A 17,525-nucleotide genomic window follows, 5' to 3' on the forward strand; every position below is an offset into this window, starting at 1 on the left:
GGGTATTGTAAGTGATATTTAAGCTCATTTCCTGTTTTGTTTTTATATGGTTTATCCCACCCGGACAATTTCATCTTGCAGGAAATGATCTCCTGTTAGCGAATGTATGTTAAGGAAAGGAGATGGTTCGATGGAGAAAGATTTAGTAAAAGATTTAGTGGCAAAGGGGTTCGAAGTCGTAGACTTTGTAGATATACGCGACCCAAAACATGTATTTGAGGAAATTTATTTAAAAGAAGAAGACACAGAAAATATTTTAGAAATGTTAGGGATTGACCCGGATACAGCCGCTCTGTCTGGAGAACAAGAGAAACTATTTGTGACTGGAAAATCTGCTGCGTTAGATCCGTATTACAGACAGGGTGAGGAGCCTCCTAATAGGAAAGATGTTATTGTACCTTTAAAATACGAAGTAAAAGAAGCAGCCGTTTAACGGGCTGCTTTTTTCGTTGCTCTCATTTAAAAAGAACGATTTGTAACTTGAGGGAGGCCGAAGTTATATAATAGTAATAGAAAAAGAGTCCATGCGGGAGGACCCTTTTGGAGCGGCTGACCTAAATGTAAATAACCCTCGCATATTTCCTGAAAATATGGGGGGAGAATAAAGGAAATGACAAAGCAGAAAAAAGGTAACTATTTATAAAGTATTGATTCGTAACGTTTCAGCTATATAAGCAAGTTATTTTACATTCCAGTTTTCCTTTGGTTTATAATAACAGCAGTGAAATGCAAACGAGAAAGAAGGAAGAAACTCATGGAACAAACAATATTGGATCAGAAGGTACTTTCTGTATTAAAAGATAAAATTCAGCTTATTCCAACAACGGAAGGGGCGATTTATTTAGTTGGACCCATTAAACTGCCTGTTAATTTATACGGGGAAACCGTCGTGTTTCAATGGTACTGCTGGCTGAATTATGAGGAAGTAACAGAAGATTACGGGAAAATTATTGAAAAGCTGTCTTCTGTGAATTTAGCGGAGCTGCAGCAATCCAGCGTCCTCGTGTACGGCGACTTTTCGGACAATGAAGAAGCGATTATTCGCATGCATTCGATCTGCCACACAGGAGACATCTTTGGCAGTAAACGCTGTGACTGCGGCTATCAATTAAAACAATCTATGGATATGATTGTGAAACATGGTACTGGGGCTTTATTTTATCTGGCTAACCATGAAGGACGAGGCATCGGCTTATTCAGTAAAGCGATGGCTTATATTCTCCAGGAAAATGGCTATGATACAGTGGATGCCAATGAAAGCCTCGGTTTTGTCGATGATGCCAGAAATTACGATGATGCAATTATGGTGCTTAAAACACTGCGCTCTAAACCGGTTACCTTGATGACAAACAATCCGAAAAAGCTGGAAGCTCTTAAAAATGCCGGCTTAAAGGTATCAAGCCGTAAACCGCTTTGGGGCGATATTTCAGAGTTTAACGAGAACTACCTGCAAACAAAAATCAAACGTTCAGGACACCTGCAGGAAGACGGGACCTGCCCGAGCGATTAAAAAGAAGCGGCTGTTTGAATAGCCGCTTCTTTTTTTATGCTTCCAATGAATCCACCCCTCATTTATACGACAAATGATCTCTTATTCACACTTCTATTTATTGAGTTTGCCTTCAGTTTTATTCAAAGCATCTAAAAAAGTGTAAGAAAATGTACAGATCTCCCAATGACTTTTTATTCTGATTTTTATAAACTTTACTTATGTTATATTTAATGACATAAAATGAGAAGTAATCTTCCGTGCGATATTGATTTCTTTTATTCTTTCAACAATAAAAAGAGAAGGAAAAACAGAAAAAAGCAATGGTTTACCATGTTAAAAAAGAAGCAATTTATACCCTTATTTGACTGAATATTCTTTTATCTAGACAGTTAAATGAAGGGATGATGCAGATAAAGAAATGGAGTTGAAGGCATCATGTCAACAAATACAGTCAGGCAGACAACAGAAGGGGTATCAATTCCTTATTCAACAGGGATCGATGAATCGTTAAAGCCGAAAACAAAAGAAAGTCGAACGGTTGGGCCTTTTTCTTATATGTTCATGTGGATTGGTGACGGCGTAAACTTGGGGAATATGACACTTGGGGCGAGTTTGGTTGTAGCGGGAGTGGCGACGCTGAACCTTTTACAGACTTTTTTGGCCGCAGCGATTGCGATTGGGATTATTTCAATCTTTTTCGCTTTGAATGACCGGCTCGGATACCGGACGGGAATTCCATATGTGGTGCAGCTTAGAATGTCGTTTGGAGTTAAAGGTTCTGTGATTTCTTCCTTGCTGCGCGGTATACCAGCGATTGTCTGGTATGGATTTCAAAGCTGGACGGGTGGGACGGCTTTAAATGAAATTGCTAAAATTGTATCGGGCGGCTCTTTTGATAATGTAGCCATTTGTTTCATAGCTATCCAGACCCTGCAAATTGTTCTGTCGATGTTTGGTTTTCATGCGATTAAATGGATGGAGATTTTGGCATCTGTTGTAATTATGCTGGGACTTGTTTATGTATTTGGTGTTTTGATGGCGTCCCATAGTGATGTCATTGCTCAAAAATGGATTCACGCTGAAGGCTCATGGGGCTTGCCGTTCTTTGCGTTTATTATGGTGTTCCTCGGAAACTATGCGGCTATTTTCTTGAGTGCAGCCGATTATTCACGAGAGCTGAAAACAGGAATCAGTGATGCAAAACGCGGCTTTTTATACTTCTCGCCAATTGTAGTTGCTTACGGATTTGTCCTGACGATTGGTGCGATGCTCGCCGCTGCTACCGGTATCTCCAATCCGGTTAAAGCTTTTGCGGTTGTGGTGGATAACCCGTATATTACCGTTGCGGTATCGGCATTTATCGTAATCGGCGCAGTTGCCGTCAACATGGTGGCCAATATTATTCCGCCAACGTATGTGATTACATCGCTGACGAAGTTAAAGTACAAGCCAGCGGTCGTCATTACCGGGCTGCTTGCTTTTTGCTCCTGCCCATGGATTTTAGTACAGGATTCATCTGCACAAGGCTTAAATACATTCATTTTGATTTACTCTGCTTTCTTGGGGCCAATTGCTTCGATTTTGCTGGTAGAATACTATATTTTGCGGAAACAAAAAGTAGATGTATCTCATTTGTATGAAGAAAACGGACAGTTTGCCGGGTTCAATCCGTGTGCCATCCTGGCCATGCTGATCGGGGCTGGCGCAGCTTTTATGCAGGTAGACTTGGGCTGGATTATCGGCGTGATTGTCGGCGGGCTCTCATACCTGCTGCTGATGAAATTCACATTTAAAAATTCGGCATTTAAAAAAGGCACAATTTTTGAAAAGAAATAGAAAACAGGAATTATAAATCGCAAAACACTCTTTAAGGCGAACGAGCAGCAGCTTCCGCTTTAAAGGGTGTTTTTGTATAGGGAAGGAAAAAATAAAGATGACAGACAAAATTTGCATGAATACACTCATTTATCTCTTGTCATTACATAGATGTCTATGTATAATACGGCTATGTTGAAATATCATGCAGCTTCCATGATTGGAAAAATTAAAGAGTCAGTCGATAAATTAATTGTCTCAGAACTCGGGCAGCACGGCATTGAAGGAATTGTTCCTTCGCATGGCGGTATTCTGTCATTTTTGTATCAAGAAAATCAGCTTTCGGTAAAAGAACTGGCTGAAAAAATCCACCGCACACAGCCTACTGTTACCGTACTGGTGAAAAAATTAGAGTCTTTAGGTTATGTGGAAAGAAAAAAAAGTGAGGAGGATCAGCGGATCACGCTCATTTGCCTGACAGAAAAAGGCAGGCAGTTAGAACCGATCTTCCGCGACATTTCAGCACGGTTAAATGAACAACTGTATGGCGGTTTGCAGGAAGAAGAGAAAAAGCAGCTGGAACGGCTGCTGGAAACCATTTTGAACAGGTTTTAAATTTTTTTAATGGAATGCATAGATATCTATGTATGTGAAAAGAATAAAAAATTATATTATCGGAGGTTATCCGTATGAAACATCTTATTGTTTATGCCCACCCTCATAAAGAAAGCTTAAATCACGCTATACTCGAAACGGCTGTGGAAGCATTAAAGAAAAATGGCCATGAAGTAGCTGTACGTGATTTGTATGCTCTAAATTTTCAGCCCGTACTAAAACCAGAAGATACAGAAGCCATGAAAGCAGGCCGGACACCGCAGGATATTAAAACAGAACAGGAATTTATCGCAGAAGCGGATGCCATTACTTTTATTTACCCGGTTTGGTGGACGGGTCTTCCAGCAATCTTGAAAGGCTATGTAGACCGCGTATTTTCTTACGGCTTTGCGTATGCGGCTGGTGAGCAGGGAATTATTAAAATGCTGACAGGTAAAAAAGGCTTTATCATTAATACACATGGCACGCCGAGTGAAGTGTATGATGAAATGGGTATGACAGCAGGAATGAAGGTTACATCCGATACAGGGATTTTCGAGTTTACAGGCATTGAACCAGCAGGGCATTTGTTTTTTGGAAGTATCGGTTATTTAAGCGCGGATATGTATGAAGGCATGTTAAAAGAAGTGGAAGAGCAGATTACGGCTCTTTTCCCACAAGATTAAGCAGCCGTTTTAAAAAGAAAAAGCTGATTCCGGCAGGGGGTCAGCTTTTTTTTTATTGCCAGCAGTCTTGAAAAATGTATAAAAACAGTGATTATTTTAATTATTGTTTTTAAAAAGCAACCACATTGTGCAAAATCTTTATGCTTCCAGCCAGGCCTGTGACCACTTCTCAATATCTCTCATTAGAGGTTCTAATCCTAATCCTTTTTCAGTCAGTGAGTATTCGATTCGAACAGGGGTTTCCGGATAAACATTCCGTTTCACAATTCCTTCGCTTTCCAAATCCTTTAATCTTTCCGAAAGCACTCTGCCACTGACTCCGATAGAAGATTCAATGCTGCAAAAACGCTGTGGACCGTCCAGCAATTGGTAAATGATCATGCCTGTCCATCTCTGGCCCAGTAATCCCATGGCTTTTTCAAATCGTGGACAAATTGATTTATCCATTTTTTATCACTCCTTATTTATATTATAACTGGATTCAAAAATAATTAAATTATTTTTTATCAAATACTTACTTGACGGAATTACATTACATAAATATAATTACTTACATAAAGTAAGTTACTAATGAAACGTATTTAAAACTGCGGTAGTTTTGATTAGGAACAACATCATTTTAAAAGGAGTGTAAAAGCATGGAAAGAAGCAATGAAATAGGGGCATTTATTTTAAGAGTATTTTTGGGGATCACGTTTTTTGTGCATGGATTAGCAAAATTTCAAGGAGGTATTGAGAACACGGCTGGATTTTTTGAAAGCCTCGGCCTTCCTCCATTCACTGCATACGCTGTAGCTGTCATTGAACTAGCTGGCGGCCTTGCTATGGTACTGGGATTGGGGATCCGGGTGATAGCGATTTTATTTGCAGTCATTCTGGTTGTGGCCACTGTGAAAGTAAAACTGGCTGCTGGGTTTCTTGGAAACGGACAAATGGCTGGCTACGAGCTTGATTTAGCGCTTATCGTAATCGCGGTTTATCTTTCGCTGGCTAAAAAATCTTTATTCGCTTTGGATCACGTTCTTTTTCAATCTAAAGAAGCGTAATAAAGAAAGTTGAAGAAAAGAACTACAGAACCTTTTAAGCAATCGAATTTGATTACTCATTAAATGAAGAATCAGAGCTTGATTTCGCTTTTTGTATCGTAATGGTTTTAATTGGAGGGAAGCGCGGTTATGCAGGAAAAGTTGAAAAATACCGGAATAGAAATTGGCCTCTATACGCTTGGTGATTTATGCCCGGATCCTTATACAGGCCAAACCATTCGTGCGCATCAAAGAATAAAAGAAATCATCGAAGCCGCCAAGCTTGCGGATGAAGCAGGACTTGATCTGTTTGGAGTTGGCGAACATCACCGGTTAGACTATGCAACTTCTTCTATTCCCGTTGTTCTAGCAGCGATTGCGCAAACCACAAAATGCATTAAATTAACAAGTGCCACAACAGTATTAAGTACAGTGGATCCTGTTCGTTTGTTCGAGGACTTTGCTACATTGGACCTGATTTCTGACGGACGGGCAGAAATGATCGCCGGGCGGGGCGCTTTCATCGAATCATTTCCACTTTTCGGCTTTCATATCGATGACAATGATGCGCTGTTTTCTGAACATATGGAGCTGTTTTTAAAGCTTAACGAACAAGAAAGAGTTTCCTGGCAGGGACGCTTTCGTCCAGCTTTAACCAATGCGGAAATTGCTCCTCGTCCTTTGCAGAAGGAGCTGCCTATATGGGTAGGCATTGGAGGCACGCCCGAAAGTGCAGAGCGGGCTGGCAGGTTCGGCGTTGGCATGGCCATGGCCATCCTTGGTGGTGACCCGGAACGGTTTAAGCCGTTGGCGGATGTATATCGCAAAGCGGGTGCTAAAGCAGGCCATGCTTCGGAAAAGCTTAAAATTGGTGTAACCGGGCACGGCTATATCTCAAGGACGACGCAGCAAGCCAAAGAAGAGTTCTACCCTTATTACGCAAATTATTGGTCTTATGTGAATCGTCAGCGGGGTATGGGAGGCAGCGTATCAAAAGAAGATTTTGAACAAATGACAGCGCCGAATACTGCTTTGTTTGTAGGAAGCCCGCAGCAAATCATAGAGAAAATTCTTCGTCAGCATGAACTTTTTGGACATCAGCGTTTTCTGGCACAGATTGATATAGGCGGCTTGCCGTTCCAAAAGGTGGCTGAAGGAATCGAGCTGTTAGCCACACAAGTAATGCCAATTGTAAAAAAAGAAACAAGCAAGTGAACCTCTCCAACTAATTGCTGCACAATTTGATGGAGCATCTCTGTCAGAGACATGAGAAAACATACTTTAACTTCATTGATTTTCCTGCTTCATCGATGTCTGCCCTGTTCTTCCGAGCAGGGCCTTACATCATCTCCACAGGCGTTGTTTTATACTGTTCAGGCGAGACCTCGACCTACAGTTGTAAAGAGAGTATATTGCCGGAATGGCTCCGATCTGGGCCAGCCCGGCTTTTTCAATGTTTAATGCAGCATTATGGTCACGGTCCAGCACAAGACCGCAATCTGGACAGGCATGTGTTCGGACGGAAAGGGATTTTTTCACCCTTTTTCCGCAGTACGAACAGTCCTGGATTGTGAAATGCGGCTTTACCTTGACTAGCTGGCCGCCATTGCGCTCGCATTTGTACGCCAGAAACTGGCGGAACATTCCCCGTCCTGCATCATGAATCGATTTGTGTGAATGTAATCGAATGGTAGTCTTTATGTCTTTTCACCTTAGGATAGCGTGCGTCTTTTTTGAAAAATTTATCAAACGCTTTTCCCCAGCCTGTCCGGTGTTTCCTGAAGAGGCTAAGAAGGCACTTTTTTAAGACATGGATGGTGTTTCTTGGATCGGGTTAAGAGGGCACTGAGGTCAGACTTAGTCAGGTTTTTCTTGTTCTTTTGATAGGCTCTTTGTTTATCGAGAAGAGCAGAATTATACTACTGGCGGCAGAGGTTGACCCATGAGTGAAGCGTGCTTTTTTGTTCTTCATTCGGAAAAATTTCGATGCGGTAATTCAGCATCACTTCAACCCATCTCCATTATTTAACAAATATAATATACCAGAAAGGAAACGTATGTTTCAACTACTAAGTAACAAACACAAAACAGCAACTATTCATCTCCTACTAATTGCGAAGCAATTTGAAGGAGCCTTCTGGCCGGTAATGCGATAAATAAATCCGGATCTCGATTGCAGCAGGGGACGGGTGTATACATGCATGGATTGGTCATTCATCTCTCTTTAAAAAAATCATGGTTCAATCCTTACAAATTATATTAAACCGGACAGCTTGATTATTTAGTATCTTACCGGGGAAATATAGCAAGAAAGATAAAATTAAAACAGATTTGGAGGAATGAGCCGTGAAAATATTAGTGACAGGTGCAACAGGGAAATTAGGAACGAAGGTCGTAGAAACATTATTAAAAACTGTTCCAGCCAGCCAATTGGCTGTAAGTGTCCGCAATCCGGAAAAAGCAGAAGCATTGAAGAATCAGGGAGTGGAAGTCCGGCAGGGGGACTTTGATTCTCCTGAAACATTAACTTCTGCTTTTCAAGGAATCGACCGTCTGCTCATTATCTCTGCAGATGGAGATAATGAAACAAGAATCCGCCAGCATACAAACGCAGTAAAAGCAGCTCAAGACGCGCAGGTTGGATTTATTGCGTATACGAGCTTAACGAATGCGAGTGAAAGCACCCTATTTTTGGCACCGCCGCACCGCGCTGCAGAAGAAGCGATCTTAAAAACGGGCATTCCATACTCTTTCCTGCGAAACAACTGGTACTTGGAAAACGAAATTCCAAGTATTCAAGGAGCAGTCGCGGGTGCGCCCTGGGTCACTTCAGCAGGTTCCGGCAAAGTAGGCTGGGCGCCGCAGCAGGACTATGCGGAGGCAGCCGCTGCTGTACTGACTGGGGAAGGACACGCCAATACCATTTATGAACTTTCTGGTAAGCCTATGACCCAGGAAGAGCTGGTATCCGATATTGGCACCATACTTGGTAAGGAAATACCAGTTCAGCAAGTCGATGATACCGCTTATGCAGATATCATGAAAGAAGCAGGCGTACCAGACGATTTTCTGCCATTTCTTGTAGAAATCCAGCGGGGGATTCGTGAAGGTGCACTGGAAGCCGACAGCGACGATTTTGACAAGCTGCTTGGCCGTCCATCGACGCCAGTCAGCGAAGCACTACCGCAAATTATCATGCATATTTCTCAAACAAACCAATGATATGTATGAAACCCGGCCTCTCTACATATAAGAGAGGCCGGGTTTTTTTTTGAGTGTAAAGATAAAAGGAACAGCTTGTGTGGAATATCTGTTAACTTCCCCCACAATACATGGTGATATAAAATATAGTAAGAGAAAACCACCAGTTAGGGAAGGGGACCATTTTGTTAAATGACATTGGACCAAGTCTATTAGCCTATTCAGACTTGTTTCTTGTTTATTGTTCAGTATGCGAAAGTTGTGCGCATTTTTACACCCAACCATACAAAAGACCGGTACCAAGCTAGAATGATAGGCCATGAGCCAAAACGGTTTTTGGGCGAACAGTGTGGGTTTATAAAAAATAATTTCCCTAAAAAACGGTGGGATAATATATGGGCATATGACTTTGAGTTGTTTGATGGGAAACAGGCAGCAGACTGGTATTTTGGCTATCCGCTATTTTTACAGACACCATGCTGCGGGCACACACTTTGGTTTTTTAACTTTGAACATCTTACCCATGTAGAACTGTATATTGCACAAAAGATAAGACCGTCCGAATTGTACTATATGAGTACTGAAAGCAGGCTGCCAAAGTGGATGAAAAGCTCAAAAAATCAAAAAGAAGTATTGCAGGCTATTTATTAAGCTAAAGAAAAAAATAAAGTAATAAGCCTAAAAAGGGTAACAAACCAATTTTTGTATGGATCAGTCATCTGCATGCAGCCAGTTTATCATTTATTAAAAAGGAGTAGGGGAATGAATTCAAAAGTGATAGGAAGCTTCCTGGTAGAAAGTGATCAATTGATTGTGGGAGATCCTTGTTATCCGGTTGAATGCGGGGATGAGGAAGAATCCTGTCTGTTAACCAATGTTAAAAGAGGAGAATGGGCAGCGGTCATTTTTTATGAAGAGGACGAAACGGTCTCCAGACTAACCACTTACCATAAAGAATCCTCTCTCGAGTATGAATGGATAGAATCAGATATGGATATTATGGTGGATTCCGCACAGGCAGGTATTTTTGATGCATCCATTTATGGCCGGGATGAAGTAATTTCTGGCAGTCTCAAAAATGTTTACGATATAGAAATGGATGAAGAGGGAGTGAAGTATTATGTGGCCTGTTGCGATCAGACGGCATCGGGTGAGCAGGGTGGCATTGTACCAGGCGGAGTAGTTTCAGTTTCTGGCTGGGGTGATGGATGCTATCCCGTTTTTGTTCAATATAATAGTGATAAAGAAATTACAGCAGTCTCACTTTATTTTTTTGAAGAAGATGAGGAATAATCCCTGCCCCTGCCTAACAGCGGCAGACTTATGGTTACCTTTAATATAAGTATTAATATTAATCATAATGTTAGTACTAAGAAGAATGTCTAAATAGATTTCAATATGAATATGAGTATTCTATGCAAATAAAATGGTCAATTTAAAGGAAGAAGGGGCAGTAAATAGATTCCTTTGAAAAACAGCTGAGTGATTTTAATCAACTGATTAATGAAAAAAACAAAAAAAACTAGATTATTGAGTCGTATAAAGCAATAATTGAACTGTAATTTAAATTGCGTTTTAAACTGCTTGAAAGGAATTCCTTGATGGCTTGTTTACTAACCGATAGCTGGATGGTGATGTCACAATGAAAGTTATGTACATTCTTTCAATAATACCTTTTATAGGTATGCTGGGCTTTCTTCCTTTCGTGAACAAGGTGGAGCCTTTTGTTTTTTCGATGCCGTTTGTGATGTTTTGGGTAGTTTTGTGGACCCTTCTTACTTCTCTTATTCTAGGCATCATGTATAAATTGGACCCCCGAAATAAAGAGGGGGACGGAAAATGAATACGGCTCTTTTGATTATTTTAGGATTTTTACTTTTGTCCGTTTTTTTAGGAATCCGATCTACTAAAGGAAAAGAGATGAATTTAGAACAGTGGACAGTCGGCGGAAGAGGATTTGGAGCCATGCTCGTCTTTCTTTTGATGGCTGGAGAAATTTATACGACGTTTTCCTTCCTGGGCGGCAGCGGCTGGGCTTACGGTAAAGGAGCGCCCGCTTTGTATGTTCTGATGTATATCACCCTGTCGTATGTTTTATCTTATTGGCTGCTGCCTGTTATATGGAAATATGCAAAAGAACATCAGTTGATGTCACAGTCTGACTTCTTTGTAAGTAAGTATAAAAGTCCATATTTAGGGGTTCTGGTTGCGCTGGTTGGTGTAATCGGAATGATCCCTGTAATTGTTGTTCAGCTGAAAGGAATGGGCATTATCGTTTCGCAGGCATCATACGGAGCGATTTCTATGAACACAGCCGTTTGGCTGGGTGCCATAAGTCTTACTATATACGTGATGGTATCGGGTGTACATGGATCAGCTTGGACGGCGATCATAAAAGACATTATGATGATAGGTATTATAGGCTTTCTTGGCATTTATTTGCCTGTTCATTATTATGGCGGATATCAGCCGATGTTCGAGGCCGTTCATGCAGCGAAACCTGAACTACTAAAGTTCCCTGAGCAGGGCCTTAGCGTTTCCTGGCTTATTTCTACGGTGCTGCTGCTTGTCTTAGGTTTTTATATGTGGCCGCAAGTGTTTAGCTCCACTTATACCGCAAAAAACGCAAAAGTATTTCGCAAGAATGCGATGATCAGCCCGTTGTATACACTGATGTTATTGTTTGTATTCTTTGTCGGAACAGCAGCGATTTTAAAGGTGCCGGGATTAGAAGGGGAAGAAGTGGATCTTGCTTTACTGCGTCTTTCCATCGAAACGTTTGACCCGTGGGTGATTGGGATCATAGGGGGAGCGGGATTATTAACAGCGCTGGTGCCTGGTTCACTACTTGTCATGAGTACGGCCACTTTATTGTCCAAAAACGTCTATAGAGTCTTCGTACCTTCGGCAACGGATGAAACAATCGGAAAGCTGGCCAAGCTTCTTGTTCCTGCAGTTTCTCTTACAGCGGTTTACTTTACTTTGAATGGCGGAACGACTTTATCCAATATTATTTTGATGGGTTACAGCTTAATGACACAGCTGGCTCCGTCACTTTACTTTAGTTTAATGAAGAAAAATGTTGTTACAAAGTATGGGGCAGCGGCTGGTATAATCTCCGGACTTGCGACAGTCGCTTACATTACTCTTAGTCAAACGACGATTGCAGCTTTGTTTCCCTTTTTACCGCAATCATTAAAAGATATTAATATTGGTATTATTGCTCTGGCGGTTAACGTTATAGTAATGATGGTTGTCAGCTTTGCTACTCGAAAAGGGCAATATGACACAGCCGAGACAAATTAAATCGGTAAAAAAGAAAATACTTTAAATCGATGAAAGGGCCGTTCCACAAATGAAGGAACGGCCCTTTAGTATAGGCTTAATCTTTAATGCTAAAATCAAAGATTAAGCGGGAAAAGAGCCCTCCTGCAGATAGGAGAGCTCTTTTCTTTTTAATTACTTTTTACTTATTTCCCCAGACATCTTCTGCAATTTGAACAACGTGCCGGATTTTATTCCATTGTTCTTCTTCTGTTAATTCGTTTCCTTCTTCTGTACTTGCAAACCCGCATTGAGGGCTTAATGATAGGTTTTCTAAAGGAATGAACTGGCTGGCTTCTTGAATTTTTTCTTTAATGTTTTCTGAATTTTCTAATTCAGGGAATTTAGATGTAATTAAACCCAATACGACCGTTTGGTCATTGCGCGTAAAGTTTTTCAATGGTTCAAAATCACCTGAGCGGTTATCATCATACTCAAGGAAAAGCCCATCTACGTTTAAGTTCGCAAAGATTGCATCTGAAATATTATCATAGCCGCCGCTTGTAATATACGTAGATCTGAAGTTTCCGCGGCAAATATGCATCGTGATCAGCATATCTTCCGGTTTCTTAGCAATAGCATCATTCAAGCAGCTTACTCTCGTATTAATAATATCTTGTACGTCCATGCCAAGCTTTTCAACAACGGCATTGATGCGCTCTTCGGAAACAAAATCAATCCATGAAGTGTCATCTAGCTGCAGATAACGGCAGCCCGCATCGTAAAAAGCTTGAATCGCTTTTTGGTAAGCAGCGACTGTATCATGATAAAACTGCTCGCTGTTCCCGTTGTAATACTCATCCTCTTGGATTCTAGTAAACAACATGTTAGGGCTTGGGATAGAGAATTTAGCAACCTGGCTTCCATCTCCATATTTTTCAACCGCTTCTTTTAAGAACGTGAAGTGTTCGAGCATATAATGATCATTAAACGCTACTTTACCTACTACTTTAATCGCCTTGTTTTTTGTTTTAGCCCCTTTAAACTGACTGATGTATTCCGTTTCAAACTCTTCTACTCCTTCTAGGCCTGATAAAAAGTCTAAATGCCACCACGCGCGTCTAAATTCACCATCGGTAATCGATTTAAGGCCTGTTTCAATTTGTTTTTGGACAAGCTTTTCGATTTCTTGATCCTCTACCGCTTTTAAGGCAGCTCTATCGATTTCCCCGTTCGTATAAGCAGTTCTGGCTTCTTTAAGAGGTGCTGTTCTCAAAAAGCTCCCTACGTGATCCGCTTTAAATGGAGCTTTTACAAATGTGTTTGTCATAACTTTATTTCCTTCTTTCTTTCAAAATTAAAAAACCCTCTTCTTAAAAATAAGAAGAGGGTAATCGTCAAAACGGATTCTCTTCTTATCTTCAAGCAAATCGCTGCTGGAATTGGCACAGTACTTTAATAGTCCGCTGCCGAGGTTTCCTAGGGCCAGTCCCTCCACCTCTCGAGATAAGAATATTCAAAAATATGTAACTAATATGTAACTAGAAACTAAATTACACTTGTTCGAGCACCTTGTCAATGAAAGTTTGAAAAATTCATTTTAAACGAAAAAATGAAAAGGTTTCCAATTATTTAAATAAAGGAAGCGATAGAAGGGCAAATTGGACCAGAAGCGAACGGTCGAATTGGATGGATACAAAATAATTTTTTTATCTTACTATAAATAATATGGAAAAATACAAACTATTCTTTAAACAGAGAGAAGGCAGAGTCTCATGACAAATCAACGTAACGTACGAGTAGCCGTTGTCCAAGCGGCTTCTGTGATTATGGATAAAGAGGCGAGTGCAGAAAAAGCGATTGCCTTAACAAAAGAAGCAGGAGAAAAAGGAGCCAAGATTGTTGTATTTCCAGAAGCTTTTATTCCGGCTTATCCGAGAGGACTGAGCTTTGGCGCGGTTGTCGGCAGCCGTTCACCGGAAGGAAGAAAAGACTGGCTTCGCTACTGGGAAAACGCTGTACCTGTTCCTAGTGAAACAACAAAACGGCTGGGGGAAGCGGCACGGGAAGCGGGAGTGTACCTTGTGATCGGCTTAATTGAGCGGGACACAGAGTACAGTGGGGGAACTCTTTACTGCTCCGTTTTGTTTTTTGGTCCGGATGGTTCGCTTCTTGGCAAACATCGTAAGTTGAAACCAACAGGTTCAGAGCGGTTAATCTGGGGAGAAGGAGACGGCAGCACACTTCCTGTTTTTGATACACCATATGGAAAATTAGGAGCGCTGATTTGCTGGGAAAACTATATGCCGCTGGCGAGAGCTGCGATGTATGCAAAAGGTGTCCAAATTTACATTGCACCCACTGCGGACTCTCGGGAACTCTGGCAGTCGACGATTCGCCATATTGCCGCGGAAGGCAGATGCTTTGTGCTATCCTGCAACCAGTACGTAAACAAAGAAATGTATCCGAAAGACCTGGCTGGCTACGCGGAATTAGAGCATTCACCAGAAGAGATGTGCCCGGGCGGCAGCGCCATTGTGGGTCCTTTAGGAGATTATATAAAAGAGCCGGTATTTGGAAAAGAAGACATACTAATCGCGGATTTGGACCTGCACGATATTGCTTACAGCCAATTTGATTTTGATGCGGTAGGCCATTACTCACGGCCTGACGTATTTCAACTTCTCGTTAACGAAGAAAAAAAAGAAAATATACATTTTAAAAAGTAAGAAAAAATCTTATGTAAAACGATGTATCTTTTGCAAAATGAAAATGACGTAGAACAAGCCTGCGGGATAAGAAATGTATGCTGCAGGCGGAGTGTATATGCATAGGATCAGACAGCAGTTAAACGAAAAAGCTCAAGGCGGATGAACAAGTTTTCGATCCCGTTATTTCTTTTCTTTACGGATATCATTAATAATAAGTAGTCCCGCCACAAGAAAAATAACGATGAAAAGCCATGTTGTAGTGCTGAAAGTATCTCCTCCGAAGATGAATTCGACCTTCTTCTATACGTTTAGCCAGCTTAAAAGATTCAACGAATTTTCCGAAAAGAAGGAAGATCTTTTCTAAAACCGAAGATAGAAGGCGGGAATCCAAAAAGAATAGATAAAAAAAAGCTGTCTCCGTCTAAACACAAGATCGGAGGCAGCTTTTATCTTTTACTTACTTTTGAAGAGAACTAGTATGTATCCATTAAAAATATAGGATACTCGTAAAAAATGAGAAAAATTACTGAAAAAAAAATGCATGTCATAACCGTATAGTAATAAAAATTAATTTAAAGAGGTATGTGAAAACGTGGGGAAATCAAAAGTTTTGTTAGGGACAATCATTCCTGCCATTGCTTGCAGCATGTAAAAATGAAGAAAAAGTGTCTGAACCGGGGGTGAAGGACGATCCTAAACCAAAAACAGAGGAAGCCAAAGCGGTTAGTGCCAAGGAAGAAACAAGTTCCGCTGAAGAAAAATCAACTTCTGAATCCAGTGAGATCTTGAATCCAAAAATCGCTGCAGAAACAGAAGGAAATGTTGAAGTGGTTTATACGAATAAAGAGCCTAAATTCACCCATGATATGAACGGTTTTAAGGTTTTAGTGGATGAATATCCAATTGTGAAAGTTACCGATATGAATGAAGATTCTATGATCCCATTTAATGACCAAATTAATGGATATGTGGTTTCGGCTAAAGCAGCGATTGGAAATGGAACCAGCAAACCGATGTATTATAACAACTAAACAAAAATATATTATCGAAGGCGATCTTGCGGATAACGACCAATTTAAAAATAGTAAGCCGCATCAATCGCCGGCTTATGATTTCATTTATCGTACTGAACAAGGTGCGCAAACAGCCAGTCAGCCAAAATTTCATCAAGATCGCCTGATTACTGATAGCGTGGCCAACAAGAAAATGATCTTTGAAAAGTCCGGAATCAATGAAACAAAACAAATTGACGATGTGGAAGTAACCCTTGGAGGGGTGGAGTATACCGAAGTGATTCCAACCGTAGCCAACGTCGAGCGTTTCAAAAATTTTGGGGAAAGTGGAGTTGTTGCTTTAACGGTTAAACTGAAAATTGATAACCAGTCGGATGCACCGGTAAGTATTGGAATATCGGCTCTAAATTAAGAATTGATGAAAACAGGGGGACAGCTTTTGCTGAAGGAATGGCTGAACCATAAGTCCCGCAAGAGATTGCGTCCGAACAGCAAGGCGGAAAATTACATGTATTTTTATTTAATAAAGATGAATTCGAGATCTTTAAGAAGTTTGATTTAGAGTTTGGCCCGTTTTATGGAACAGATGGCAAAGCGTTGTTTAAAGGCAGAACCGCAGCTTTTACTTTGTCTAGATAAGTCATAAACTGAAAAACCAGTGTCCCTTCAGCTACTGGTTTTTGGCTGTCTAAAAAGTTGATAGTCCTGTTTAATGATGAATTTGTTCTTAGTTGGAGGGATTTGTAAAAACTTGATAACCGGTGAAATTTCTATTTAAACAAAAGGTATTGTTCTTTAACGAATGAAGCGGGCTGGTGTTATGAATAGGCAGTATGTGTATTTAAACTAAATAAACGTTATTTAATTCTTGATGTTTCATTAATGTAAGCAATAACGAAAAACGCCAGATAAATGGCGTTTTTCGTTGTTCCTTATTGATTGCCTCGATTGTTTCTGTTGTTGCCTGTTAAGTTGTTTGTCACATTCTTCGTAGCATCAACTGCATTCGTTGCAGCGTTTTTCGTAGCATCAACCGCATTCATGGCAACATTTTCTGTTGCTTCTAAAGCATTATGCGCGGTTTCAAAGGCAGAGCCTGCTGTGTTCTTAATGCTCTCTGCGACACCTTTGTTATTTTGTTGGTTTTGATTATTTCTTTGATTAGTCATGATATCTCACCTCCTAAGCAGAGATAGGATGTGTATTCCATGATGAATTATACAGGCTGCTTGTGCGAATACATTTTTTTCCTTAACAGGTGCATTTGTTAAAGAAGGAAAGAGCAGGGGGTGAGAAAGTCATATAAAATCCCAGCGTGAGCGTGCAGTAAAGCCTAAACGAGTAAGGCACCACGATTCAAGTGATTACTCAATAATACGTTTCTAAAAAAGTTTTTCTTAAGGTTTCTCATGGGTTTTTAATCTATTAACCTTCTGCTTTATTCATATTTTATATTTTCTACTTTTGATAAGTATCACTCTTCATAATAAATTCAAAACTTTATACAACGGTTTTCTTAAAGGGGTATGTTTCGCTTTGCTAGAAAAGAAAACAGTAAAAGAAGAAAGTTAATAAGTATTTTTTTGAAAAAGTATTGATTTTATTTTTTTAAGATGATATTATTATATAGCTGTCGTTAGTACAAACTATTCCGCAGTAGCTCAGTGGTAGAGCAATCGGCTGTTAACCGATCGGTCGCAAGTTCGAGTCTTGCCTGCGGAGCC

General features: G+C 40.5%; 18 protein-coding genes, 1 tRNA gene and 1 riboswitch. Of the genes, 15 read left to right on the forward strand and 4 right to left on the reverse strand.

Features of this window, described 5'->3' with window-relative positions; translation table 11 throughout:
• The first annotated feature begins 130 nt into the window (after positions 1 to 130).
• The 5 genes from L2D08_RS21845 to L2D08_RS21865 all read left to right on the forward strand — a co-directional run bounded on the left by L2D08_RS21845 (position 131) and on the right by L2D08_RS21865 (position 4,587).
• Complete coding sequence (locus L2D08_RS21845; protein ID WP_242237289.1) at positions 131 to 433, forward strand: hypothetical protein; 303 nt, start codon at positions 131 to 133, stop codon at positions 431 to 433.
• Between the two features lie 321 nt (positions 434 to 754).
• Positions 755 to 1,510, forward strand: coding sequence for a GTP cyclohydrolase II (locus L2D08_RS21850; RefSeq protein ID WP_242237290.1), 756 nt, complete (start codon positions 755 to 757; stop codon positions 1,508 to 1,510).
• 417 nt (positions 1,511 to 1,927) lie between these two features.
• The gene (locus L2D08_RS21855; protein WP_242237292.1) at positions 1,928 to 3,328 is read left to right on the forward strand and encodes an NCS1 family transporter; all 1,401 of its coding nucleotides are present in this window, start codon (positions 1,928 to 1,930) and stop codon (positions 3,326 to 3,328) included.
• A gap of 171 nt (positions 3,329 to 3,499) precedes the next feature.
• Positions 3,500 to 3,922: a MarR family winged helix-turn-helix transcriptional regulator gene (locus L2D08_RS21860; protein WP_242237294.1), complete on the forward strand. Its 423-nt coding sequence runs from the start codon at positions 3,500 to 3,502 to the stop codon at positions 3,920 to 3,922.
• A gap of 74 nt (positions 3,923 to 3,996) precedes the next feature.
• Positions 3,997 to 4,587 carry an NAD(P)H-dependent oxidoreductase gene (locus L2D08_RS21865; protein WP_242237296.1) on the forward strand — a complete coding sequence of 197 codons (591 nt, stop codon included), beginning with the start codon at positions 3,997 to 3,999 and terminating at the stop codon, positions 4,585 to 4,587.
• Positions 4,588 to 4,725: 138 nt separating this feature from the next.
• On the opposite strand, the gene L2D08_RS21870 is transcribed toward L2D08_RS21865, so the two are convergent.
• Positions 4,726 to 5,034 (reverse strand): winged helix-turn-helix transcriptional regulator, encoded by a 309-nt coding sequence (locus L2D08_RS21870; protein WP_242237297.1) that lies wholly within the window; start codon positions 5,032 to 5,034, stop codon positions 4,726 to 4,728.
• A gap of 191 nt (positions 5,035 to 5,225) precedes the next feature.
• Here L2D08_RS21870 and L2D08_RS21875 point away from each other — a divergent pair, with 191 nt between their 5' ends.
• Both L2D08_RS21875 and L2D08_RS21880 read left to right on the forward strand, forming a co-directional pair.
• Positions 5,226 to 5,633, forward strand: a complete 408-nt coding sequence (locus tag L2D08_RS21875; RefSeq protein ID WP_242237300.1) for a DoxX family protein — start codon at positions 5,226 to 5,228, stop codon at positions 5,631 to 5,633.
• A gap of 129 nt (positions 5,634 to 5,762) precedes the next feature.
• A complete protein-coding gene (locus L2D08_RS21880) occupies positions 5,763 to 6,827 on the forward strand; it encodes an LLM class flavin-dependent oxidoreductase (protein ID WP_242237303.1) in 1,065 nt (354 codons plus the stop codon).
• Positions 6,828 to 6,956: 129 nt separating this feature from the next.
• Here L2D08_RS21880 and L2D08_RS24605 read toward each other — a convergent pair whose 3' ends face one another.
• Positions 6,957 to 7,256 (reverse strand): zinc ribbon domain-containing protein, encoded by a 300-nt coding sequence (locus tag L2D08_RS24605; RefSeq protein WP_375337629.1) that lies wholly within the window; start codon positions 7,254 to 7,256, stop codon positions 6,957 to 6,959.
• A 702-nt stretch (positions 7,257 to 7,958) separates the two neighbouring features.
• On the opposite strand from L2D08_RS24605, the gene L2D08_RS21890 reads away from it, so the two are divergent.
• The 4 genes from L2D08_RS21890 to L2D08_RS21905 all read left to right on the forward strand — a co-directional run bounded on the left by L2D08_RS21890 (position 7,959) and on the right by L2D08_RS21905 (position 12,119).
• Positions 7,959 to 8,834, forward strand: coding sequence for an SDR family oxidoreductase (locus L2D08_RS21890; RefSeq protein WP_242237307.1), 876 nt, complete (start codon positions 7,959 to 7,961; stop codon positions 8,832 to 8,834).
• A 741-nt stretch (positions 8,835 to 9,575) separates the two neighbouring features.
• Positions 9,576 to 10,106: a DUF4241 domain-containing protein gene (locus L2D08_RS21895; RefSeq protein WP_242237310.1), complete on the forward strand. Its 531-nt coding sequence runs from the start codon at positions 9,576 to 9,578 to the stop codon at positions 10,104 to 10,106.
• Between the two features lie 349 nt (positions 10,107 to 10,455).
• On the forward strand, positions 10,456 to 10,656 hold the full coding sequence (locus L2D08_RS21900) for a DUF3311 domain-containing protein (protein WP_242237313.1): 201 nt from the start codon (positions 10,456 to 10,458) through the stop codon (positions 10,654 to 10,656).
• Positions 10,653 to 12,119 carry a sodium:solute symporter family protein gene (locus L2D08_RS21905; RefSeq protein WP_242237316.1) on the forward strand — a complete coding sequence of 489 codons (1,467 nt, stop codon included), beginning with the start codon at positions 10,653 to 10,655 and terminating at the stop codon, positions 12,117 to 12,119. The genes L2D08_RS21900 and L2D08_RS21905 overlap by 4 nt, the downstream gene beginning before the upstream one ends.
• A 160-nt stretch (positions 12,120 to 12,279) precedes the next feature.
• Here the strand turns inward: L2D08_RS21905 and L2D08_RS21910 are convergent, their stop codons facing one another.
• Positions 12,280 to 13,407 carry a 5-methyltetrahydropteroyltriglutamate--homocysteine S-methyltransferase gene (locus L2D08_RS21910; RefSeq protein WP_242237319.1) on the reverse strand — a complete coding sequence of 376 codons (1,128 nt, stop codon included), beginning with the start codon at positions 13,405 to 13,407 and terminating at the stop codon, positions 12,280 to 12,282.
• Between the two features lie 82 nt (positions 13,408 to 13,489).
• Positions 13,490 to 13,590: riboswitch (SAM riboswitch) on the reverse strand.
• A 262-nt stretch (positions 13,591 to 13,852) separates the two neighbouring features.
• Between L2D08_RS21910 and L2D08_RS21915 the strand changes: the two genes are divergently transcribed.
• The 3 genes from L2D08_RS21915 to L2D08_RS21925 all read left to right on the forward strand — a co-directional run bounded on the left by L2D08_RS21915 (position 13,853) and on the right by L2D08_RS21925 (position 16,213).
• Complete coding sequence (locus L2D08_RS21915) at positions 13,853 to 14,806, forward strand: carbon-nitrogen hydrolase family protein (RefSeq protein ID WP_242237322.1); 954 nt, start codon at positions 13,853 to 13,855, stop codon at positions 14,804 to 14,806.
• A gap of 647 nt (positions 14,807 to 15,453) precedes the next feature.
• The gene (locus L2D08_RS21920; protein WP_242237323.1) at positions 15,454 to 15,819 is read left to right on the forward strand and encodes a DUF5068 domain-containing protein; all 366 of its coding nucleotides are present in this window, start codon (positions 15,454 to 15,456) and stop codon (positions 15,817 to 15,819) included.
• A complete protein-coding gene (locus L2D08_RS21925) occupies positions 15,785 to 16,213 on the forward strand; it encodes a hypothetical protein (protein ID WP_242237328.1) in 429 nt (142 codons plus the stop codon). Before L2D08_RS21920 ends, L2D08_RS21925 begins: the two co-directional genes overlap by 35 nt.
• A 520-nt stretch (positions 16,214 to 16,733) precedes the next feature.
• Here the strand turns inward: L2D08_RS21925 and L2D08_RS21930 are convergent.
• Entirely contained in the window at positions 16,734 to 16,970 is a 237-nt protein-coding gene (locus tag L2D08_RS21930; RefSeq protein ID WP_242237329.1) for a hypothetical protein, read from the reverse strand.
• A 481-nt stretch (positions 16,971 to 17,451) separates the two neighbouring features.
• Here L2D08_RS21930 and L2D08_RS21935 point away from each other — a divergent pair.
• Positions 17,452 to 17,523, forward strand: a tRNA-Asn gene (locus L2D08_RS21935).
• Positions 17,524 to 17,525 lie beyond the last annotated feature (2 nt).

The sequence above is a fragment of the Domibacillus sp. PGB-M46 genome (assembly GCF_022668875.1).
Classification (GTDB): Bacteria; Bacillota; Bacilli; order Bacillales; family Domibacillaceae; genus Domibacillus.